19 protein-coding genes are annotated in these 21,099 nt (G+C 72.3%); 13 read left to right on the top strand and 6 right to left on the bottom strand.

Going from position 1 to position 21,099, the window contains the following annotated elements; translation table 11 throughout:
- The first annotated feature begins 3 nt into the window (after nucleotides 1–3).
- The 9 genes from carA (at nucleotide 4) to ACIBSV_RS39375 (ending at nucleotide 10,186) form a co-directional block, all read left to right on the top strand.
- Nucleotides 4–1,137: a glutamine-hydrolyzing carbamoyl-phosphate synthase small subunit gene (gene carA, locus ACIBSV_RS39415; RefSeq protein ID WP_395872089.1), complete on the top strand. Its 1,134-nt coding sequence runs from the start codon at nucleotides 4–6 to the stop codon at nucleotides 1,135–1,137.
- Complete coding sequence (gene carB / locus ACIBSV_RS39410) at nucleotides 1,130–4,441, top strand: carbamoyl-phosphate synthase large subunit (protein ID WP_395871870.1); 3,312 nt, start codon at nucleotides 1,130–1,132, stop codon at nucleotides 4,439–4,441. Before carA ends, carB begins: the two co-directional genes overlap by 8 nt.
- Before the next feature lie 8 nt (nucleotides 4,442–4,449).
- Nucleotides 4,450–5,301: a dihydroorotate dehydrogenase electron transfer subunit gene (locus tag ACIBSV_RS39405; RefSeq protein ID WP_395871868.1), complete on the top strand. Its 852-nt coding sequence runs from the start codon at nucleotides 4,450–4,452 to the stop codon at nucleotides 5,299–5,301.
- Entirely contained in the window at nucleotides 5,301–6,326 is a 1,026-nt protein-coding gene (locus ACIBSV_RS39400; protein WP_395871866.1) for a dihydroorotate dehydrogenase, read from the top strand. Before ACIBSV_RS39405 ends, ACIBSV_RS39400 begins: the two co-directional genes overlap by 1 nt.
- A 107-nt stretch (nucleotides 6,327–6,433) precedes the next feature.
- Nucleotides 6,434–7,129 carry an orotidine-5'-phosphate decarboxylase gene (gene pyrF, locus ACIBSV_RS39395; protein ID WP_395871864.1) on the top strand — a complete coding sequence of 232 codons (696 nt, stop codon included), beginning with the start codon at nucleotides 6,434–6,436 and terminating at the stop codon, nucleotides 7,127–7,129.
- A gap of 575 nt (nucleotides 7,130–7,704) precedes the next feature.
- Nucleotides 7,705–8,028, top strand: coding sequence for an integration host factor, actinobacterial type (gene mihF, locus ACIBSV_RS39390; RefSeq protein WP_026218483.1), 324 nt, complete (start codon nucleotides 7,705–7,707; stop codon nucleotides 8,026–8,028).
- A gap of 28 nt (nucleotides 8,029–8,056) precedes the next feature.
- Nucleotides 8,057–8,614 carry a guanylate kinase gene (gmk, locus tag ACIBSV_RS39385; RefSeq protein WP_395871862.1) on the top strand — a complete coding sequence of 186 codons (558 nt, stop codon included), beginning with the start codon at nucleotides 8,057–8,059 and terminating at the stop codon, nucleotides 8,612–8,614.
- 78 nt (nucleotides 8,615–8,692) lie between these two features.
- A complete protein-coding gene (gene rpoZ / locus ACIBSV_RS39380) occupies nucleotides 8,693–8,956 on the top strand; it encodes a DNA-directed RNA polymerase subunit omega (protein ID WP_020551792.1) in 264 nt (87 codons plus the stop codon).
- Between the two features lie 171 nt (nucleotides 8,957–9,127).
- Nucleotides 9,128–10,186: a TIGR03617 family F420-dependent LLM class oxidoreductase gene (locus ACIBSV_RS39375; RefSeq protein ID WP_395871860.1), complete on the top strand. Its 1,059-nt coding sequence runs from the start codon at nucleotides 9,128–9,130 to the stop codon at nucleotides 10,184–10,186.
- Between the two features lie 18 nt (nucleotides 10,187–10,204).
- Here the strand turns inward: ACIBSV_RS39375 and ACIBSV_RS39370 are convergent, their stop codons facing one another.
- Entirely contained in the window at nucleotides 10,205–13,969 is a 3,765-nt protein-coding gene (locus ACIBSV_RS39370; protein WP_395871858.1) for an SCO7613 C-terminal domain-containing membrane protein, read from the bottom strand.
- A 255-nt stretch (nucleotides 13,970–14,224) separates the two neighbouring features.
- On the opposite strand from ACIBSV_RS39370, the gene coaBC reads away from it, so the two are divergent.
- Nucleotides 14,225–15,433, top strand: coding sequence for a bifunctional phosphopantothenoylcysteine decarboxylase/phosphopantothenate--cysteine ligase CoaBC (coaBC, locus tag ACIBSV_RS39365; protein WP_395871855.1), 1,209 nt, complete (start codon nucleotides 14,225–14,227; stop codon nucleotides 15,431–15,433).
- 208 nt (nucleotides 15,434–15,641) lie between these two features.
- A complete protein-coding gene (gene metK / locus ACIBSV_RS39360) occupies nucleotides 15,642–16,835 on the top strand; it encodes a methionine adenosyltransferase (protein WP_395871852.1) in 1,194 nt (397 codons plus the stop codon).
- A gap of 178 nt (nucleotides 16,836–17,013) precedes the next feature.
- Here the strand turns inward: metK and ACIBSV_RS39355 are convergent, their stop codons facing one another.
- The 3 genes from ACIBSV_RS39355 to ACIBSV_RS39345 form a co-directional block, all read right to left on the bottom strand.
- Nucleotides 17,014–17,244, bottom strand: a complete 231-nt coding sequence (locus ACIBSV_RS39355) for a hypothetical protein (protein WP_395871851.1) — start codon at nucleotides 17,242–17,244, stop codon at nucleotides 17,014–17,016.
- 75 nt (nucleotides 17,245–17,319) lie between these two features.
- Complete coding sequence (locus ACIBSV_RS39350) at nucleotides 17,320–17,847, bottom strand: hypothetical protein (protein ID WP_395871849.1); 528 nt, start codon at nucleotides 17,845–17,847, stop codon at nucleotides 17,320–17,322.
- 165 nt (nucleotides 17,848–18,012) lie between these two features.
- Nucleotides 18,013–18,675, bottom strand: coding sequence for a nitroreductase family protein (locus tag ACIBSV_RS39345; RefSeq protein ID WP_395871847.1), 663 nt, complete (start codon nucleotides 18,673–18,675; stop codon nucleotides 18,013–18,015).
- A gap of 173 nt (nucleotides 18,676–18,848) precedes the next feature.
- On the opposite strand from ACIBSV_RS39345, the gene ACIBSV_RS39340 reads away from it, so the two are divergent.
- Nucleotides 18,849–19,175 (top strand): SgcJ/EcaC family oxidoreductase, encoded by a 327-nt coding sequence (locus ACIBSV_RS39340; protein ID WP_395871845.1) that lies wholly within the window; start codon nucleotides 18,849–18,851, stop codon nucleotides 19,173–19,175.
- 90 nt (nucleotides 19,176–19,265) lie between these two features.
- On the opposite strand, the gene ACIBSV_RS39335 is transcribed toward ACIBSV_RS39340, so the two are convergent.
- Together ACIBSV_RS39335 and ACIBSV_RS39330 are read right to left on the bottom strand one after the other, a co-directional pair.
- Nucleotides 19,266–19,550, bottom strand: a complete 285-nt coding sequence (locus ACIBSV_RS39335; protein WP_395871843.1) for a hypothetical protein — start codon at nucleotides 19,548–19,550, stop codon at nucleotides 19,266–19,268.
- A 294-nt stretch (nucleotides 19,551–19,844) separates the two neighbouring features.
- Nucleotides 19,845–20,432 (bottom strand): hypothetical protein, encoded by a 588-nt coding sequence (locus ACIBSV_RS39330; RefSeq protein WP_395871841.1) that lies wholly within the window; start codon nucleotides 20,430–20,432, stop codon nucleotides 19,845–19,847.
- 140 nt (nucleotides 20,433–20,572) lie between these two features.
- Here ACIBSV_RS39330 and ACIBSV_RS39325 point away from each other — a divergent pair, with 140 nt between their 5' ends.
- Complete coding sequence (locus ACIBSV_RS39325) at nucleotides 20,573–21,001, top strand: DUF5709 domain-containing protein (RefSeq protein ID WP_395871839.1); 429 nt, start codon at nucleotides 20,573–20,575, stop codon at nucleotides 20,999–21,001.
- Nucleotides 21,002–21,099: the final 98 nt, after the last annotated feature.

Here is a 21,099-nt window from a genome sequence, read left to right as displayed (position 1 = left end):
GCAATGACCGGACGGGCCACGACGCCTGCGGTGCTCGTCCTCGAGGACGGGCGCACGTTCCGCGGCAGCGCCTACGGCGCGGTGGGGGAGACGTTCGGCGAGGCGGTGTTCTCCACCGGCATGTCGGGCTACCAGGAGACCCTGACCGACCCCTCGTACCACCGCCAGGTCGTCGTGATGACGGCCCCGCACGTCGGCAACACCGGCGTCAACGACGAGGACCCCGAGTCGTCCCGGATCTGGGTCTCCGGCTACGTCGTCCGCGACCCCGCCCGGGTGCCCTCCAACCACCGTTCGAGGCGTTCGCTCGACGACGAACTCGTGCGCTACGGCGTGGTCGGCATCAGCGGCATCGACACCCGCGCGCTGACCCGCCACCTGCGCGAGCGCGGCGCGATGCGGGTCGGCATCTTCTCCGGCGACGCGGCCCGCGCGGACGAGGCCGCGCTGCTGGAGCGGGTGCGCACCAGCCCCGAGATGGCCGGCGCCGACCTCGCCGAGCAGGTCAGCACCGACGCCGCCTACGTGGTGCCCGCGATCGGCACCAAGCGCTTCACCGTCGCGGCGCTGGACCTGGGCATCAAGGGCATGACCCCGCACCGGATGGCCGAGCGCGGCATCGAGGTGCACGTGCTGCCCGCCACGGCCACGCTGGAGGAGGTCAACTCCATCGCCCCCGACGGCGTGTTCTTCTCCAACGGCCCCGGCGACCCGGCCACCGCGACCCACCAGATCGAGCTGCTGCGCGCCGTGCTGGCCCAGGGCACCCCGTTCTTCGGGATCTGCTTCGGCAACCAGCTGCTCGGGCGCGCGCTGGGCTTCGGCACCTACAAGCTCAAGTACGGCCACCGCGGCATCAACCAGCCCGTGCAGGACCGCACGACCGGCAAGGTCGAGGTGACCGCGCACAATCACGGCTTCGCCGTGGACGCGCCGCTGGACACCGTCTCGGACACCCCCTACGGGCGGGCCGAGGTCAGCCACGTGTGCCTCAACGACGACGTCGTCGAGGGCCTGCGCCTGCTGGACCGACCCGCGTTCAGCGTGCAGTACCACCCGGAGGCGGCGGCCGGACCGCACGACTCCGCCTACCTGTTCGACCGTTTCGTGACGCTGATGGAGACCAAGAGTGCCTAAGCGCAGCGACCTGAAGTCCGTCCTGGTCGTCGGCTCGGGCCCGATCGTCATCGGCCAGGCCGCGGAGTTCGACTACTCCGGCACCCAGGCGTGCCGGATCCTCAAGGCCGAGGGCCTGCGGGTGATCCTGGTCAACTCCAACCCGGCCACGATCATGACCGACCCGGAGATCGCCGACGCCACCTACGTCGAGCCGATCACCCCCGAGTTCGTCGAGAAGATCATCGCCAAGGAGCGCCCCGACGCGCTCCTGCCCACCCTGGGCGGGCAGACCGCACTCAACATCGCGGTCTCGCTCAGCGAGAACGGCGTGCTGGAGAAGTACAACGTCGAGCTGATCGGCGCCAACCTCGACTCGATCCAAAAGGGCGAGGACCGCGACCTGTTCAAGGGCGTGGTCGAGCGGGTGCGGGAGAAGATCGGGCACGGCGAGTCGGCCCGCTCGGTGATCTGCCACTCGATGGACGACGTGCTCGCCGGCGTCGACACGCTCGGCGGCTACCCGGTCGTGGTCCGCCCGTCCTTCACCATGGGCGGCGCCGGCTCCGGCTTCGCGCACGACGAGGAGGACCTGCGCCGGATCGCCGGCCAGGGCCTGACCCTGTCGCCGACCACCGAGGTGCTCCTGGAGGAGTCCATCCTCGGCTGGAAGGAGTACGAGCTCGAGCTGATGCGCGACAAGCACGACAACGTCGTGGTCGTCTGCTCGATCGAGAACTTCGACCCGATGGGCGTGCACACCGGCGACTCGATCACCGTGGCGCCCGCGATGACGCTGACCGACCGCGAGTACCAGACGCTGCGCGACATCGGCATCGCGGTGATCCGCGAGGTCGGCGTCGACACCGGCGGCTGCAATATCCAGTTCGCGATCAACCCCGAGGACGGCCGGGTGATCGTGATCGAGATGAACCCGCGCGTCTCGCGCTCCTCGGCCCTTGCCTCCAAGGCGACCGGCTTCCCGATCGCCAAGATCGCCGCGCGGCTCGCGATCGGCTACACGCTCGACGAGATCCCCAACGACATCACCAAGGAGACCCCGGCCAGCTTCGAGCCCTCGCTCGACTACGTCGTGGTCAAGGTCCCGCGCTTCGCCTTCGAGAAGTTCCCGGCCGCCGACGACCGCCTCACCACCACGATGAAGTCGGTCGGCGAGGCGATGGCGATCGGCCGCAACTTCACCGAGGCGCTGAACAAGGCGCTGCGTTCGCTGGAGAAGAAGGGCTCGCAGTTCGACTTCGTCTCCGAGGTCGGGGACAAGGCGAACCTGCTCGCCGCCGCCGAGAAGCCCACCGACGGCCGGATCAACGTGGTCATGGACGCCATCCGGGCCGGCGCCACACCCGAGGAACTGTTCGAGGCGACCCGGATCGACCCGTGGTTCCTGGACCAGATGTACCTGATCCACGAGATCGCCGGCGAGGTCCGCGACGCGGCCGAGCTGACCCCCGAGGTGCTGCGACTGGCCAAGCGGCACGGCCTCTCGGACGTGCAGATCGCGGCGATCCGGGGCATGCGCGAGGAGGTCGTGCGCGAGGTGCGCCAGGCGCTCGGCGTGCGTCCGGTGTACAAGACCGTGGACACCTGCGCCGCCGAGTTCGCCGCGCGCACCCCGTACCACTACTCGTCCTACGACGAGGAGAGCGAGGTCGCGCCGCGCACCAAGCCGGCCGTGATCATCCTGGGCTCCGGGCCGAACCGGATCGGGCAGGGCATCGAGTTCGACTACTCGTGCGTGCACGCCGCGTTCGCGCTGCACGACGCGGGCTACGAGACCGTGATGGTCAACTGCAACCCGGAGACCGTCTCCACCGACTACGACACCTCCGACCGGCTCTACTTCGAGCCGCTCACCCTGGAGGACGTGCTGGAGATCGTGTACGCCGAGACCCAGGCCGGACCCGTCGCCGGCGTCCTGGTCCAGCTCGGCGGACAGACCCCGCTCGGGCTGGCGCAAAAGCTCAAGGACGCGGGCGTGCCGATCGCGGGCACCTCGCCCGAGGCGATCCACCTCGCCGAGGAGCGCGGCGCCTTCGGCCGGGTGCTGGCCGAGGCCGGACTGCTCGCGCCCAAGCACGGCACCGCGTTCTCCTTCGGCGAGGCCAGCGCGATCGCCGCCGAGATCGGCTACCCCGTGCTGGTGCGGCCCTCCTACGTGCTCGGCGGGCGCGGCATGGAGATCGTCTACGACGAGCCCTCCCTGGCCACCTACCTGGAGCAGAACGCCGGCCTGGTCAGCGACCACCCGGTGCTCGTCGACCGCTTCCTCGACGACGCGATCGAGATCGACGTGGACGCGCTCTACGACGGCGAGGACCTCTACCTCGGCGGCGTGATGGAGCACATCGAGGAAGCCGGCATCCACTCCGGCGACTCGGCCTGCGCGCTGCCGCCGATCACGCTCGGCGCGCACGACATCAAGCGGCTGCGCGCGGCCACCCTGGGCATCGCGCGCGGCGTGGGGGTACGCGGACTGATCAACATCCAGTTCGCGCTCTCCGGCGACATCCTCTACGTCCTGGAGGCCAACCCGCGCGCGTCGCGGACCGTGCCGTTCGTGTCCAAGGCGACCGCGGTGCCGCTGGCCAAGGCCGCCGCGCGCGTCTCCCTCGGCGCCACGATCGCCGAACTGCGCGCCGAGGGCCTGCTCCCGGCCGAGGGCGACGGCGGCACGCTGCCGATGGACGCGCCGATCGCGGTCAAGGAGGCGGTCCTGCCCTGGAACCGCTTCCGCGACACCAAGGGCCGCGGCGTGGACACCGTGCTCAGCCCGGAGATGCGCTCCACCGGCGAGGTGATGGGCATCGACGCGGTGTTCGGCACCGCCTACGCCAAGTCCCAGGCCGGCGCGTACGGTTCGCTGCCGCTCAAGGGTCGCGCCTTCGTGTCCTTCGCCAACCGGGACAAGCGCTCGATGGTGTTCCCGGTCAAGGCCATGCACGACATGGGCTTCGAGATCCTGGCCACCGAGGGCACCGCCGAGGTGCTGCGCCGCAACGGCGTGCCCGCCACCGTGGTGCGCAAGCACAGCGAGGGCCCTGGCCCCAACGGCGAGCCGACCATCGTGCGGATGATCCACGACGGGGAGGTCGAGCTGATCGTCAACACCCCGTTCGGCACCGGCGGGCGACTCGACGGCTACGAGATCCGCACCGCGGCGGTCACCCGGGGCATCCCGAGCATCACCACGGTGCAGGGCTTCGCCGCGGCGGTCCAGGGCATCCAGTCGCTGATCGCCGGCGACATCGGGGTGCGCTCGCTCCAGGAGCACGCCGACCACATCACGTCCCACCGAAAGGGCTGACGACACCGATGGCACTTCCCCTGCAGGTGCAGGCGGAGATCGTCGGCCGCGAACCCGCGGGCGCGTACCACCGCCTGGTGTTGCGCGCCCCCGGGATCGCCGCCCGCGTCGAACCCGGCCACTTCGTCGCCGTGGCGATCGGCGGCGTCGACTCGGCGATGCTGCTGCGCCGCGCGTTCTCCATCCACCGGGCCGACCCGGGCGCGGAGACGATCGACGTGGTCTTCGCCGAGGCCGGGCGCGGCACCCGCGAGCTGGCCCGGCTGCGGGTGGGCGACAGCGTGAACGTGGTCGCGCCGCTGGGCACGCCGTTCCCGCTGCCGGCCGAGCCGGTCAGCGCGGTGATGGTGGCCGGCGGCTACGGCAGCGCGCCGATGTTCGCGCTCGCCGAGCGGATCGTGGCCGACGGCGGCTCGGTCGCCTTCGTGCTCGGCGCGGCGACCGGCGAGCGGCTGTACGGCGTGGACCAGGCGCGCGCGATCACCGAGGACGTCGTGGTCACCACCGACGACGGCTCCGAGGGTGTGCGCGGCTTCGTCACCGGCCCGCTGCCCGAGGTGCTCACCGCGGTGGCGGCGGACGTCGTGTACGCGTGCGGGCCGATGGGCATGCTGCGCGCGGTCACCGAGGTGGCGACCGCGCACGACGCGCGCGTGTTCACCGCGGTCGAGGAATCGATGGCGTGCGGCGTCGGGGTATGCATGACATGCGTGCTCCCGGTGGTCGGCGACGACGGCGTCAGCCGGTTCGTCCGCTCGTGTGTGGACGGGCCGTGCTTCGACGGCACCAAGGTGCGCTGGGACGACGCCGGCACGATCCCGGCGGACATCGAGGGCGCAGCGGCGATGGGAGCGCACTGATGACCGACGTGTACGGCGGTTACGCCGACAACGAGGGCGCGAGCGACTTCGACGAGCCGCCGCCGTCGACGATCATGCTGCCCGGTGGCGGGATCGACCTGGCCACCCGGCTCGGCTCGACGCTGTTGCCGAACCCGGTGACCACGGCCTCGGGCTGCGCCGGCTACGGCAAGGAATTGGCCAAGTTCTTCGAGCCGGCCGCGATCGGCGCGGTGGTCACCAAGACGATCATGCCGTACCCGCGTTCGGGCCGGGCCACCCCGCGGATGGCCGAGACGCCGTCCGGGATGCTCAACTCGATCGGCCTGCAGGGCCCGGGCATCGACGCCTTCGTCGAGCGCGACCTGCCCTGGCTGGCGGCCCGCGGCGGGCGCACCATCGTGTCCATCGCCGGCGGCCACGTGGACGACTTCGTGGCGCTGGCCGAGCGGCTCAAGGGCGCGCCCGGCGTGGTCGGCATCGAGGCCAACATCTCGTGTCCGAACGTGGCCAACCGGGGCCAGGTGTTCGCGTGCAACCCGGCCACGTCCTACGACGTGATCCGCGCGGTGCGCGACGCGGCGGACCCGCTGGTGCCGGTGCTGGCCAAGCTGTCGCCGGACGTGACCTCGATCGTGGACATCGCCCGGGCGTGCGTGGAGGCGGGCGCGGACGGCCTGTCGATGATCAACACGCTGCTGGGCATGGTGATCGACACCGACACGATGAAGCCGGTCCTGGCCGGTGTCACCGGCGGGCTCTCCGGCCCGGCGGTACGACCGGTCGCGGTGCGCTGCGTGTACCAGGTGCACGCGGCGATGCTGGACGGGCAGATGGCGCAGGTGCCGATCGTCGGCATGGGCGGCATCCGCACCGGCCTGGACGCGCTGGAGTTCATCCTCGCGGGCGCGGCGGCGGTGTCGGTGGGCACGGTGATCTTCAACGATCCGTCGGCGCCGGTGCGGATCCTGGACGAACTGCGGGCGGCGCTGATCGCCCGCGGCTTCGGCTCGCTGGAGGCGGCGATCGGGTACGCGCATCGTTAGGGGCTTGTGGTGAGGGTGATGCCGGTACGGACGGGGTTCGTGCCGGCATCGCCATGTCCGGGCCCGGACCCGGACGAATATTCGATGTCGACGAGAGTGGGATTTCGATGAGCAACCTCGCACCCGTGGCGGTGGCCCTGGACGCGCCCGACCTCGACCGCGCGCTCGCGTGGGCGAAGGCCGTGGGCCCGCACGTGAGTACGGTCAAGGTCGGCCTGGAGGTGTTCCTGCGGGACGGCGCGGACGCGGTCCTGGGCGCGCGGGAGGCCAGCGGCGGGCGGGACGTGTTCCTGGACCTGAAGCTGCACGACATCCCGAACACCGTGGCGGGCGCGGTGCGTTCGGTCGCGCGGCTGGCGCCCACGTATCTGACCGTGCACGCGAGCGGCGGGACGGCGATGATCCGGGCCGCGGCCGACGCCGCGCCGGAGGTGAACATCGTCGCGGTGACGGTGCTGACCTCGATGGCCGAGGAGGACCTGACGGCGATCGGTCTGGCGGGCCCTTCGATCGAGGCGGCCCGGCGGCTGGCCGGGCTCGCGGTCGCGGCCGGGGCGCGCGCGATCGTGTGTTCGCCGCGCGAGGTCGCGGCGGTGCGGGGCGAGGTGGGACCGGGCATCGTGCTGATCACCCCGGGGGTGCGGCCGGCGGGCGCGGCGCTCGGCGACCAGAGCCGGGTGGCCACGCCCGAGCAGGCGTTGGCCGACGGCGCGGACCTGCTGGTGATCGGGCGGCCGATCACGGGCGCGGCGGACGTCGGCGAGGCGGCGCGGGAGATCGGCGCGGCGCTGGCGGCGCGCTGATTGCGGCGGCGCGCGGGTGGGGCGGGCCCGGTCGCCGGCCCTTGCCCGGGCCGCGCGCCGGCTCGCGGATGCCGCTGTGGCGTGCGTGTGGCCCCGGACCGGGCGTCCGGTACCCGGGAGCGCCGGGAGTGCCGGACGCGGCCCAGGGGTGCTTCGAAGGCGCTCTCGGGCCGTTGCGGCGGGCTCGCGGCGTGGCCGCCGTACCGTGCGGATTGCTCCGGGCGGGAGCGATCGAGTCCGTGCCGCCGAGCCCGGCGCGGCCGGCGTCCGGGATCGGCGTGTGGTCGCCGTGCGCAAGAGCGCCGGGAGGGGGTGCGGAGGCGCCGGCGGGTCCGGCGACCGCCCCGCAGGCGTCCGACGCTCCGTCAGGTTCGGGTTTTGTCGCAGGTAGCCGGGCTTTTCCCATCGATTCGGGCGACGCGGACCGATTCGCCGACTAGGCTCCCTCGTGAGCCGGCCCGGTGGAGTGTCGCGCGTTGCCGCGAACGCTCTGACCAGCTAGGTTCCACTGTTTGTTGGTGGCCGTCCGAGCCGGGCGGCCTTGAGGATCGCAACGAAGTCCGAGGTGACACGGCGTGGCTCTCCCACCCCTGACCCCCGAAGAACGCGCGGATGCGCTCGCTAAAGCCGCTGCGGCTCGGCGGGAGCGCGCCGAGGTGAAGAACCGGCTCAAGAACTCCGGTGCTTCGCTCAGCGACGTCATCAAGGAGGGCAAGGACAATCCGGTCGTGGGCAAGATGAAAGTATCGGCCCTCCTGGAGTCCCTCCCCGGCGTCGGCAAGGTGCGCGCCAAGCAGCTCATGGAGAAGCTGAACATCTCCGAGACCCGGCGCGTCCGCGGTCTCGGCACGAATCAGATCGCAGCACTCGAACGGGAATTCGGTGGCTCCGCGTCCTGAACCGGGCGCCGGCTCCGATCCCCGTAACGTGCACGGCACCCGTCGACTCATCGTGCTCTCCGGCCCCTCCGGGGTCGGCAAGAGCACGGTGGTCGCTGACCTGCGCCGCCGTCACCCCGAGGTTTGGCTGTCTGTGTCCGCGACCACACGAAAGCCCCGTCCAGGGGAGACCGACGGTGTGGAGTACCACTTCACCGACGGCGATCAGTTCGACAAACTGATCGCTTCCGATGAACTGCTCGAATGGGCCGAATTCGCCGGGAACCGCTATGGGACCCCGCGACTGCCCGTGCTCGAACGGCTTGACGCCGACGTTCCCACCCTGCTCGAAATCGACCTGCAGGGCGCCCGGCAGGTACGGCAGGCGATGCCCGAGGCACGCCTGGTGTTCCTCGCCCCGCCCTCGTGGGACGAACTGGTCCGCCGTCTGGTGGGCCGGGGGACCGAGTCCCCCGAAGTCATCGAGCGGCGCCTGGCCGCCGCGAAGGTCGAGTTGGCCGCGGAATCCGAATTCGACATGACGCTGGTCAACACGTCCGTCGAAGACGTCGTACGCGAACTGCTAGCCTTGATGAACGTATCTTGATCGTTCGGGCTGCCCGATAGTCACCAGGCAGCCCGACTTTCACCCACAGCTTTCACAGCTTTTCGAAGGGCCCCCGCCTTGTCAGCTTCTTCCACCGCACCCGAGGGCATCATCAACCCGCCCATCGACGAGCTCTTGGAGGCGACCGACTCCAAGTACAGCCTCGTCATCTACGCGGCGAAGCGTGCTCGGCAGATCAATGCCTACTACTCGCAGCTCGGCGAGGGCCTGCTGGAATACGTGGGTCCGCTCGTGGACACGCACGTGCACGAGAAGCCGCTGTCGATCGCGCTTCGCGAGATCAACTCGGGCATGCTGACCGCCGAGCCCATCGAGGGCTGAGCGAGTCACGCGACTCGAATGCGCTGTATCGCTGGACCGCTGGACACGAAGGGCTCGACGGTGTGCCGTCGGGCCCTTCGTGCGTCTTGATCCTTGATCGCGTATGGCGTACCTGTGACCTGGGCGCCGACACGCGCGCCACGCAGGTGATCCGGAGGGTGGGCGACGAGGGTGGACCGGATCGAGAGCGGCGCGCATGCGCCGAAGGCGGGCGCACGACCGCTGCCCGTGGACACGCTGCTGGACGCGCCGTTGGCCCGCGCCGGCGAGCGGGCCCGGGAACTGCGCGAGGCGGGCTTCGACGGGGTGTTCACCTTCGAGGGCCCCACCGACGTGTTCCTGCCCCTGGTGCCCGCCGCCGCGGCGGGCGTGGACATCATGACCAACATCGCGGTGGCCTTCCCGCGCAGCCCCACCCATCTCGCGCACACCGCCTACGACCTGCACCTGGCCTCGCACGGCCGGTTCCGGCTCGGCCTGGGCACCCAGATCCAGGCGCACATCGAACGCCGGTACGGCGCGAAGTGGTCGCGCCCGGTGGCCCGGATGGCCGAGACGCTGCGCGCGGTCCGGGCGGTGCTCACGTGCTGGCAGCGGGAGACACCGCTGGACTTCCACGGCGAGTTCTTCGACCTCACGCTGATGCCGCCGACGCTGCGACCGGGGCCGAACCCGTACGGGCTACCGCCGCTGCTCGCGGGCGGGGTGGGCCGGCGGATGATCACCATGGTCGCCGAGCACGCGGACGGGCTGCTCGTACACCCGCTCAACACCGACCTGTTCGTGCGCGGCCCGGTCACCGACGCGGTCACCGACGGCCTGGTGTTGTCCCAGCGCACCAGGGACGGGTTCTCGGTGATGCTCGACGTGATCGTGGCGGCCGGGCGGACCGAGGAGGAGATGCGTGCCGCGATCAAGGGCGCCCGGGCGATGGTCGCGTTCTACGCTTCCACGCCCGCCTACCGGCCGGTGCTCGACGTGGAGGGCTACGGGCCGTTGCAGGCCGAACTGCACGCGCTGATCCGGGCCGGCCGGTGGTCGGACATCCCGCACGCGGTCGACGACACGCTGCTGGGCCGGGTGGTGGCGATCGGCGACCCCAAGGACGTCGCGGCCCAACTGGCCTCGCGCGCCCACGGGGTCGCCGACCGCCTCGGGTTCTACCTGCCCTATCGGGCCGACCCGGCGTGCGTGTCCGAGGTGCTGGACGAGCTGCGGGCGCTCACCTGAGCCGGCCCCGTCCGCGGCCTACCCCAGTCGTCCCACCGCGCGGCGCAGCCGCTTGAGGTCGCGCAGCCGGCGCTCGTAGCCGGCGCCGATCACGATCAGCAGGACGCCCGCGGTGCCGAGCACGGCCCAGCGCGGCACCGCGTCGTACACCGGCGCCAGGTGCGGCAGCAGGTGCACCAGGCCGACGGTGGCCAGCACCGCCGCGCCCAGGAACAACGGTGCCTGGAGCCGGAATCGCGCGCCGACCAGGAGCGTGGCGATCGCCGCCGCGCCGAGCAGGCCGGGCCGGATCGGCTCGCCCTGGCTCAGCGCGAGCGGCAGCGAGGGCAGCAGCAGCACCGCGAGCGGCGCGCCATACCCGGCCCACGAGGTCGTCTCCGGGTCGGCACGCCGGCGCAGGAAGCCCTCGGCCAGCAGGGCCAGGCCCAGCGGGATCGTGTACGCCTCCCGGTGGGTGACCCCGAGCAGCGCCAGCCGTACCCAGTAGGCGGCGAACAGCAGCGCAATGGCGGTCGGTCGGGCCGACCGGCGCAGCGGTCCGTCCGGGGTGGTCGCCGCGGCCGAGCCGGCGGCGGCCAGCGCGAGCCAGATCTGCTCGGGGGCCACCACCAGGGTCGCGACGGCGGCCATGAGCACGCAGCACGCGGCGACGAGCGCGGTCGCGAGGCCGGCGGCGGCGTCGGAGCGCGGGAGCCGGGCGGTGGTGACGTACAGCAGGGCGGCCGTGCCGACCGCGACCAGAACGGACACGGTGGGTGCGGCGTCGAGGCGGTGCAGGGTGGCCGGCACCGTCGCGGTGAACAGCGCGACGGTGGCGGGTGCCCAGATCGGGCGTGCCTCGCCGTGCCCGCGGATCGCGCTGTGCAGGGTGCCGGCGGTGACGACGGCGAGCGCGACCGGCAGCAGGCCGCCGGACTGTGCGATCGACACGAGCGCCGCGACCATGGCGACCCCCTCGATGGTGAGCGCGGCCATCGGCAGATCGTGCAGGTAGGTGGCGACCACCAGCAGGATCGCCGCCGCGCACGCGCCGGCCACCGCTTGACCGGGCACCCCGACGTCGAGCCGGTAGAGGGTGGCCGCCGTCGTGGCGTACAGCAGGACGGCGGTCGCGGGCGCCCACCCGGGCCGCAGCGCCGTGCGGCCGAACAGCGCGCCGCACAGGGCGGCCCCCGTCGCGATCGCGAACGTGACGGGCGAGGTCGTGCGGCCGGCCAGGAGGGCGACGAGCAGGGCCGCGCCCGCCGTGCCCTCGATCGCCAGGGCGACGGCGGGTCGACTCGCGGGCACGGTGGCGAGCGGGAACAGCACGGCGGCGGCGATCACGGCGGCCTGCGCGGTGCCGGGCCGATCGGCGCCGAACGCGTGCGCGCCGGCCGCGATCGCGCCGACCCACCACACGCAGGCCGCGCCGGCCCAGGCCGGCCGGGTGGTCGGCAGGTCGCGGAGCGCGCCGACCAGGCACGTCGGCAGGGCCGCGGCCAGGCCCACCGCGAGCGGGACCGGGGCGTGCGCCGCGGCGAGGAGGCCGATCGCCCAACCGGCGCCGCCGACCAGGGTCAGCGCGCGGGTGGTCGCGGCCTTCGGGCGCAGCGCCACCGCGATCAGCGTGACCAGCGCGCACAGCAGGGCGGACACGAGGCCGGTCGGGGCCTTCGCGGCTCCCGCGTGGTGTGCCGCCATCGCGGCGTCGGTGCAGGCCACGGCGAGGGCGAGGCCGGCCGCGATCGGTCGAACGAGCGGGTCGAGGAGCGCGCGGGTGGGGCGAGCCGGGTGGTCGGCGGTGTGGGGATGGTCGCTGCCGGGGTGGTCGTCGGCGGCGGCTCGGTCGCCTGCGGGGCGATCCTGTGGCGGGGTGAACGGGTTGGTGGTCGAGTCCTCGGGGGCGGGTGATCGGTGGTTGTTCGACTGATGGGTGGCTGCTCGATCGGATGGCCGGGGGTCGGAGGTCGCGTCGGCGTTCGTGTCGGCGTTCGTCTCGGGGGCCGCCTCGGCGGTCGCCCGGTTCGGCTCCGGCGACAGGCGTCCCGGTGACAGGACGGCGGTGAGCGTGAGGCCGGCCGCGCCGAGGGCCCAGACCGTGATCGAGGTCAGCGGGTGCGCCGTCGCCCACGTGAGGGCCACGATCCCGTGCGCGAGGGCGACGAGGGGCAGCCACGGGCGTACCCGCCCGGTCAGGGCCCACCCGCCGGCGGCCGCCAGATGCCAGCCCAGCGCCGCCCACAACGGCAGATCCAGGGCCGGCGGCAGGACCAGGAGCAGCCCCTCGACGACGACCGCGCCGGCCACCAGGGTCGGCGTACGTCCGGGCCGACCGCGCAGCAGCGTCACCGCGGCCAGCGCCACCGGCAGCGTCAGGGGCAGCAGTACCAGCGGCGCCAGGCCGAAGTCCCAGTCGCCGTCCGGCAGTATCGCGTTTCGTGCGCCCACGCCGGCCGAGTCGATGCTCCATGCGCGGGCGGGCCACGACAGCGGGCCCACCAACGCCATCACCGGCGTCGCGATCACCCAGAACGCGGGCGCCGCCGTCAGCGGCGCGAGCACCGCGAGCGGTCCGGCCCGGAACGCGCGCGGCACCGCGAACAGCGGCGCCATCGCGACCAGGACCACGATCAACAGACCCACACCCGCCCACGCGATCGGCAGGTCCGAGTCGTCGGCGGGCCGGGTGGCCACCAGTAGGGCCACGGCCGCCAGCGAGCCGGCCATCGCTGATCCGGATGCCAGGTGGCGCACCGCGGGGGAGCGACGCAGCGTGAACGCGATCCCGCCGGCGATCGCGGCGAGCCCCAGCATGGTGGCCGCCGCCGGGCCGCTCGGACCCTCGACGAAGGTCAGTACGACCGCCGCCAGCCAGTAGCACAGCACGCCGACCTCGGTGACGATCCGCAGCCCGCGCGCGGCCCGGGCGTAGACCCGGCTCAGCAGCGCGACGTCGACGGCGGCCTGGAGCCCGAGCCCGACGGCCAGCGGCAACAGCGACGAGCGACCCACCCCGAACCACGCGATCAACAGCGGCAGCGGACCCTGGAGCAGCACCGCCGCCGAGACCCGCAACGCGCGCAGCGGCGCCACCATCGAGCCCAGCGCCGCCGCGCCGCCGACCGCGAGCATGGTGCCGGCGGCGACCAACACCGCGCTCCCGTCGCGCAGCCCGGCCAGGTCCGCGGCCCAGGCCGCGTAGCCGTCGAGCAGGCCCATCGCGACGGTGAGCGCGGCCATCGCCTCTGCGGTCGCGGGCAGTTCGCGCCGCTCGGCGACCGCGGTGCCGGCCGCGGCCAGCACCAGGGCCAGCGCCATCACCAGGGCCCGGCCGCCGGTGCCGGTGCGATTCCAGGTGACCGCGACGAACACGAGCGCGGCCAGCACCACCAGCAGCACACCCGCGCCCAGCACGATCCGGGCCACCCGACGCCGCCCGACCTCGGCCATCTCGCGCAGGCGCGCCGCGGGCGGCTGGGTGGGGACGGGCTGGGACACCGGCGTCTGTGTCTGTGTCTGCGTCTGCGTCGGAGGCGGGGCGGGTGTCGACGGCTGTGTCGCCGGCGGCGCCAGAGGCGGGCGTGTGAGCGCCCGGTGCGCCTCGGCGCGCATCGCCTGAAGCAGTGCTTCGCGCTGCCGCAGAAGTTGCGCCGCCGACACGTTGACCTGCCACAACCGGTCCGCCTCCGGCCCGCTCAGGCGAATCGCACACCGGTGGCAGCGCTCGGTGCGCGGAATCCCCAACTCCCGCGCACAGCCGGGACACCGCGTCGCGTCGTCCAACAGCCGTTCGTTCAACATCGACGTCATCTCCCCCGATGGAATACTCGCCACGATGCTGGCAGCGCCGGCGGGACGGGACATCCGTACGAGTACTCAGATTCCGGCCCGTCGTGCGGGCGTCCCGCGCGGAGTGCGGTGCGCGAGGGCCGCCCGCGACGGCCGGTCGGCAACCGCCGCCCGTGCGACACGAGATCGAGCCGCCAGGGGCGGTGTCGTAGGCTCGCCGTGCCGGTCGGAACACGGGTCGGCCGCGACGGAGGACCAGGAGCAGCGATGAGTACCGGATCTCGACCCCGCGTCGTCCTCGGCGTCGCGGGCGGCATCGCCGCGTACAAGGCGTGTGAACTGCTGCGCAGACTGACCGAGTCCGGGCACGAGGTCCGGGTGGTGCCGACCGCGTCCGCGCTCAACTTCGTCGGCGCGGCCACCTGGTCGGCGCTGTCCGGGCAGCCGGTGGCCACCGGGGTATGGGACGCGGTGCACGAGGTGCCGCACGTACGGATCGGCCAGAACGCGGACGTCGTCGTGGTCGCGCCGGCGACCGCCGACATGCTCGCCAAGGCCGCGCACGGGCTCGCCGACGACCTGCTCACCAACACGCTGCTCACCGCGCGATGTCCGGTGGTGTTCGCGCCGGCGATGCACACCGAGATGTGGGAGCACCCGGCCACGGTGGAGAACGTCGCGACGCTGCGCCGGCGCGGCGCGATCGTGATCGAGCCGGCCGTGGGCCGGCTGACCGGCAGGGACACCGGCAAGGGCCGACTGCCCGACCCGGAGCAGATCTTCCAGGTGGTCCGGCGCGCCCTCGCGCGCGGGGCGACCGTGCCCGATCTGGTCGGCCGGCACGTCGTGGTCACCGCCGGCGGTACCCGCGAGCCGCTGGACCCGGTCCGCTTCCTGGGCAACCGCTCGTCCGGCAAGCAGGGCTACGCGCTGGCCCGCACCGCGATCGCCCGCGGCGCCCGGGTCACCCTGATCGAGGCCAACACCGGCCTGCCGGACCCCGCCGGGGCCGACGTGGTGCACGTGGGTACCGCGCTCGACCTGCGCGACGCGGTGGTCAAGGCGGCGGCGGACGCGGACTGCGTGGTGATGGCCGCGGCGGTCGCCGACTTCCGGCCCGCCAACCGGGTGGGCGGCAAGATCAAGAAGACCGACGCGGAGCCGGACCCGATCACGCTGGTCAAGAACCCGGACATCCTCGCCGAGCTGGCGCACGACCGGCTCCGGGCCGGTCAGATCGTGGTCGGCTTCGCGGCGGAGACCGACGACGTCCTCGCCAACGGCCGGGCCAAGCTCGCCCGCAAGGGCTGTGACCTGCTCGTGGTCAACCAGGTGGGCGAGGAGTTGACATTCGGCACGGATGTCAACGAGGCGATCGTGCTGGCCGCCGACGGTGCCGAGACGCCGGTTCCGCACGGTCCGAAGGAGGACCTCGCGGACGTGGTCTGGGACCTGGTCGTGCCCCGTTTCGGCTAGTTCGTCGGCCGAATCGAACGCCCGATCGCCCCAAGTTCACACAAAGTGAGCAACGCCACGCCGTCCATTGCGTGGGACACCCAGTCCCCCGTCGGGGGTCGGGGGGATAAACTCGGGCCCAGTATTCGGTGGACCCGCCCGTCCCGAGCTGTCCGGACGGTCCGGGTCCACCTGCCAGCCAGCAGCCGCTGCAACCCCAGGGAGCGATGTGTCCCGCCGTCTGTTCACCTCTGAGTCCGTGACCGAAGGTCACCCGGACAAGATCGCCGACCAGATCAGCGATTCCATCCTGGATGCGCTCCTCAAGGAAGACCCCAAGAGTCGGGTCGCCGTCGAGACGCTGATCACCACCGGTCAGGTGCACGTGGCCGGCGAGGTCACGACGCAGGGCTACGCCGACATCCCCACGATCGTGCGCGAGCGCGTCCTGGAGATCGGCTACGACAGCTCGAAGAAGGGCTTCGACGGCGCCTCGTGCGGCGTTTCGGTGTCCATCGGCGCGCAGTCGGCCGACATCGCCCAGGGCGTCGACACCGCGTACGAGAACCGGGTCGACGGCGACGAGGACGAGCTGGACCGCCAGGGCGCGGGCGACCAGGGCCTGATGTTCGGCTACGCGTGCGACGACACCCCCGAGCTGATGCCGCTGCCGATCACGCTCGCCCACCGGCTGGCCAAGCGACTCGCCGACGTGCGCAAGAACGGGACCATCCCCTACCTGCGCCCGGACGGCAAGACCCAGGTCACCATCGAGTACGACGGCGACCGCCCGGTCCGCCTGGACACGGTCGTGGTCTCGTCGCAGCACGCCTCCGACATCGACCTGGACTCGCTGCTCGCGCCGGACATCCGCGAGTACGTGGTGGAGCCGGAGCTGGCCGATCTGGGCATCGAGACCGAGGGCTACCGGCTGCTGGTCAACCCGACCGGCCGGTTCGAGATCGGCGGCCCGATGGGCGACGCCGGACTCACCGGTCGCAAGATCATCATCGACACGTACGGTGGCATGGCCCGGCACGGTGGCGGCGCGTTCTCGGGTAAGGACCCGTCGAAGGTGGACCGCTCGGCCGCGTACGCGATGCGCTGGGTGGCCAAGAACGTGGTGGCCGCCGGCCTCGCCCGTCGGTGCGAGGTGCAGGTCGCGTACGCGATCGGCAAGGCCGCGCCGGTGGGCCTGTTCGTGGAGACCTTCGGCACCGAGTCGGTGCCGGTGGCGACCATCCAGGCCGCCGTGGGCACCGTGTTCGACCTGCGGCCCGCCGCCATCATCCGCGACCTGGACCTGCTCCGGCCGATCTACGCCCAGACCGCCGCGTACGGCCACTTCGGTCGCGACCTGCCGGACTTCACCTGGGAGCGGACCGACCGCGTGGACGCGCTCAAGGCGGCCGCGGGCGCCTGAGCCTTCCGCCGATCGTTTTCCGCAGTCTTTTTTCGCCGCCGGCCGCGGCGCGGACCCTTCGGGGCGCGCGCCGCGGCCGGCGGCGTTTGTTTCGCGGACGATGGTGACCGGGGCGGCGGTCGGTGGTGACCGGGGCGGCCGACGTCGAGGGGCCGCGCGATGCCGGCGCGGGCCGGGCTCAGGCGGCCTGGGCAGCCATACGCAGGCGGGTGACCAGGTCGGCGCGGTTGCCGCCGGCGGTCATCGCCGGGTGCGCGTGCAGCGCCTCGACGGCGTCGCGGGCCTGGGCCCACAGCCGGGCGTGCTCCTCTTCGCTGAGCTGCCCCGCGTGTCGGGCGATGGCCTCGTAGGCGGCGTCTCGGGCCCGCTGCAACTCGATCAGGTCCGCCGGGATGGGCTGTTCGGACATACCCCACAGCTTACGAGAGACCACGTAAACACAGGGTTAGCGCCAAATTGCGGCAGACCCCACGCCACGTCCGTTTCAGATGGCCTCGTGATCACGGCCGGGCTGATGTTGCGGGTGGCGCGGTATTCGGTACTCGGTCACCGGCGGCATGCAGAAGATGGTCAGGTCGCACGCGACGCCGACCGCCTGGGTGGGGGTGTGGCCCAGGTGCAGCGCGGCACGCGCGTACTCCCAGCCGGAGCCGATCGCGCCGTAGTCGTAGTAGAAGACGTCGAAGTCGTTGCTCGTCTCGAACAGTTTGCCGTCGAACGCGAACATGAACTCCGACTTGGGCTCGAAGCTGGACAGCTTGCGCTTGCCCCACTCGACGAACTCGGCGTAGAACTCCAGGATGTCGCGTTCCTCGGCCGACGCGGGCGTGTGCGTGTCCAGGAACAGGCGCATCAGGTTGATGTCGCGCAGCAGTCCGGCGCCGCCGAAGATCAGGCTCTCGCCGATCTTGTACAGCTTGGTGCCCTCGGTCTTGGCCTGACCCCAGGTCACCTGGGAGTCGGCGGCGATCACGATCGACTCGTCGATGATCTTTCCGGCGACGACACTCATCAACGCCCCCCGTACGTACGGCTGATGCGAATCCGGACGTGCCCGTTCAGGATCGCAGAGGGGCGGGCTTCGGCGCAGGTGTTCGAGGTGGCGCGGGACGGCTTCCGCCGGACGGGCGCGGTCGTGCGGCCCGCCCGGCGGTCGCGGTGACGCTCGGCCGACGGGTCAGAGGCGGACGACGACCTGCTCCAGCGGCTTGCGGTGGATGTCGGGGACACGTGCGTCTTCGGCCGGGTATCCCACCGGGATGACGTAGGCGGCGCGCTCCTCCTGGGGGCGGCCGCACACCTCGTTGAGGAAGCGCATCGGGCTCGGCGTGTGGGTGAGCGTGGCGAGGCCGGCCTGGTGCAGCGACGCGAGCAGGAGGCCGACGGCGATCCCGACCGATTCCTTCGTGTAGTAGGGGCGCGGTGAGTCCGGTCCCTTGTGCACCTCGAACACGACGATGACGACCGGCGCCTCCTCCAGGAAGGGCTTGTGCCAGTCGGTGCCGATCGGGGCGAGGGCCTGGAGCCATTCCGCGGACGCGCGGTGTTCGTAGAACTCGCGCTCCTCCTGCTCGGCGGCCTCACGCAGGTGGCGCTTGCGCTCGGGGTCGGTGAGCACGACGAAGCGCCAGGGCTGCACGTTGGCGCCGCTGGGCGCGGTGCCCGCGGTGCGGATCGCCCAGTCGACCACGTTGTCCGGGATCGGCCGGGAGGAGAAGTCGCGGACGGTGCGGCGTTGGGCCATCACGTCGTGGAAGGCTCGGCTGCGGGCTTCCGCCTCGTGGGCGGGGACGCCGCGGTGCCGGTGCGGAACCGTGGGGTATGTGGGTTCGTCGACCATGGCGCACAGCACAGCACGGCGCGGGGGTTCGACGGAAGGCCCGCTCCCGGTCGACCGCGGTCCGCTTACCCGAGTGGGTCACCCGGCAGGCCGAGTCGCCCCGATTCGGGTCGACTGGTGGGGCCCGGGCTCCCGTTCGAGGTCCGGCCTCCCGCCCCGGAAGGACGTTCGCGATGATGGACCAGCGGTTGCCCGCGCCCGTTCGGCGGCTGGTCGCCGCCGCGAACGCCGGCGACGCGGAAGCGTTCCTGGACGCGTTCGCCGCCGACGGGTCGGTGAACGACTGGGGTCGGGTCTTCACCGGGCGGGACGCGATCGCACGGTGGAGCGACGCCGAGTTCGTCGGAGTACGGGTGACCCTCTCCGTCACCGCCGTCCGCGAGGACGGGGACGAGACCGTGGTGACCGCAGACGTCGGGGGCGACGGGTTCGACGGACAGTCGGACTTCTCGTTTCGTGTGGCGGGCGACGTCGTGCGCGAGATGAGGATCAGCGGGTGAGCAGTGGTACGGGCGGCGTTCGCCGGAGGCTGTGTTTTTGCTTGTGCCTGTTGTGCCCGGGCCCGGTTGCCGGGCGGCGGCGGGCCGACGTCAGCGGTTGAGCAGCGATTGTTCCGTTTCGGTGCGTTGCGGTTCGCTGAGCGAGATCGTCGGCGCGGGAGCGCTGGTCCGGGTGATCCGGAATTGCCGGCCGGTGCTCGCGACGGTCACCACGGAGCCCGCCCAGGCTTCGGTCACCCGTCGGGCCAGGTCCGCCTCGGCCACTCCGGCGTGGGTCAAATCCTCGCGCAACCCTCGGGCCGCGGACTCCCGAGTCCCGGTGTGCAGCGTCTGCCATTCGTCGCGGCTCGTCTCGCGTGTCTGCGCCTCGTGCATTCCGTCCGCTCCCTCCCCGGCCCCAGGACCGGGCTTTCCGTCCCTTGCCCCCTGGACCACCCTGCGCCGGCGATCAAAGATCGTCCAAATCCATCAGGAAAAATCAGCCTCAGGCATGAGACGGGTGGAGGTGTCTACATCGTTGGAACGAGCGGTTGGGTGGGCTGTGAGCCCGGTGGTGGGGGAATCGCCTCCAACCGGTCGGAAGCGCCGCGGGCGGGAGTCGGCCGAGGCGCCTCGGTTCGGCAGTCGGCCGGGATGCCCCGGCGCGGCACTCGGTCGGGATGCCTTGGCTCAGCAGTCGGCGCCAACCGGGACACGCACCTTCGTCTGCAACCCGCGCGAGCGCACGACCAGGGTGAGGCAGCCGGGCCGGTCCACGTAGTAGCCGCCGGGGAAGGCCGTCCAGGAGTTCGCCGTGGAGCCGGTCGTGCAGCCCGGGACCCGGACGGCGACGGCGGAGGACTGGCCGTTGCCCCAGCCGATGGACGCGCCGTTGGCGGGCGCGGGCAACACCTCGATGTCGACGACGGCGCCGTTGCGCACCATCAGGCCGGATTTGGCGAACAAGGGGTGCAGGTACTCGGTGCCCGTGGACTTGGTGGTCTGGAGCCTGCGGCCGGTCTCCAGGGCGACGTCGCCGAGGACGACGGTCGAATCGCTCGTGGGCTCCGGGCGTTCGCCGATGGTGTGCAGGCAGTTGATGGTCAGGGTCGGCTCGGGGCGGACGTCGGCGACCTCGGTGGGCTCCGGAGCGCGGTCGACCCTCGCGGGTCCGTCGGCCCTGTCGTCGGGTCCGTCGTCGCCGTCGGAGCCGCATCCGGTGGCGGTGAGCAGAAGACAGGTCAGGACCGTGGCTACGCGCAAGCGATATTCCGGCACCCGGACATGCTGCCAGGCGGGGCCGCTCCCGGGCGGCCCCGAATGAACCGGCCGGCGCTGGGCAAGGTCACTCGGGTCGCGGGGGACGGGGCCGAGCCCTGGACGCACGGCACGAGCACTTCAGCGGAAGGTGGCAGGCGATGAGCGACGACACTCCGGACCCGACCGAAGACTCCCCGGACACACCGGGCGACGACGGCGTACTCGGCCCCGAGGACACGCTGTCGACCGACGACCTGTCGTACGACCCGCTGGACACCGGGATCCTGCCGCCGGACCGCTGGTCGGCGGCGGAGCGTTACGGCAACACTCCCGAGGAGGAGCGACGCGGCGAGTCGCTCGACCAACTCCTGGCCGAGGAGGAGCCGGACGTCTCCGTCGACGACGTCGTCTCGGACGAATGGGAGGGCAGCCCCGACCCCAGGGCGGGGCGGCTGGTCGCCGAGGACGAGGGTGCCCACGAGGACACCGAATCGGAGGCGGTCGCCCACGACGTCGGCATCGACGGCGGCGCGGCGGGCGCGGAGGAGGCGGCGATGCACATCATCCCGGAGGAAGAGGTCCCCTAGACGCAATACCGGTGTTTTAGGTCTTTCTGCGGCGGGTTGGGGTGGTGCGGGTCGGTCCGACGAGCGTGACGTCGGGTGGGTTCGGTGGGGGTGTGCTG

The organism is Embleya sp. NPDC050154 (assembly GCF_044460165.1).
Classification (GTDB): Bacteria; Actinomycetota; Actinomycetes; order Streptomycetales; family Streptomycetaceae; genus Embleya.
Note: the sequence above shows the minus strand (reverse complement) of the source record. Positions and strands in the feature narration are given on the sequence as shown.

Excerpts from the sequence above, each read along its gene's own strand:
- carA (WP_395872089.1), top strand. The coding sequence starts at position 4 with ATGACCGGACGGGCCACGACGCCTGCGGTGCTCGTCCTCGAGGACGGG.
- ACIBSV_RS39405 (WP_395871868.1), top strand. The coding sequence starts at position 4,450 with ATGGCACTTCCCCTGCAGGTGCAGGCGGAGATCGTCGGCCGCGAACCC.
- ACIBSV_RS39400 (WP_395871866.1), top strand. The coding sequence starts at position 5,301 with ATGACCGACGTGTACGGCGGTTACGCCGACAACGAGGGCGCGAGCGAC.
- pyrF (WP_395871864.1), top strand. The coding sequence starts at position 6,434 with ATGAGCAACCTCGCACCCGTGGCGGTGGCCCTGGACGCGCCCGACCTC.
- ACIBSV_RS39370 (WP_395871858.1), bottom strand. The coding sequence starts at position 13,969 with ATGTTGAACGAACGGCTGTTGGACGACGCGACGCGGTGTCCCGGCTGT.
- coaBC (WP_395871855.1), top strand. The coding sequence starts at position 14,225 with ATGAGTACCGGATCTCGACCCCGCGTCGTCCTCGGCGTCGCGGGCGGC.
- ACIBSV_RS39355 (WP_395871851.1), bottom strand. The coding sequence starts at position 17,244 with ATGTCCGAACAGCCCATCCCGGCGGACCTGATCGAGTTGCAGCGGGCC.
- ACIBSV_RS39350 (WP_395871849.1), bottom strand. The coding sequence starts at position 17,847 with ATGAGTGTCGTCGCCGGAAAGATCATCGACGAGTCGATCGTGATCGCC.
- ACIBSV_RS39345 (WP_395871847.1), bottom strand. The coding sequence starts at position 18,675 with ATGGTCGACGAACCCACATACCCCACGGTTCCGCACCGGCACCGCGGC.
- ACIBSV_RS39340 (WP_395871845.1), top strand. The coding sequence starts at position 18,849 with ATGATGGACCAGCGGTTGCCCGCGCCCGTTCGGCGGCTGGTCGCCGCC.
- ACIBSV_RS39335 (WP_395871843.1), bottom strand. The coding sequence starts at position 19,550 with ATGCACGAGGCGCAGACACGCGAGACGAGCCGCGACGAATGGCAGACG.
- ACIBSV_RS39325 (WP_395871839.1), top strand. The coding sequence starts at position 20,573 with ATGAGCGACGACACTCCGGACCCGACCGAAGACTCCCCGGACACACCG.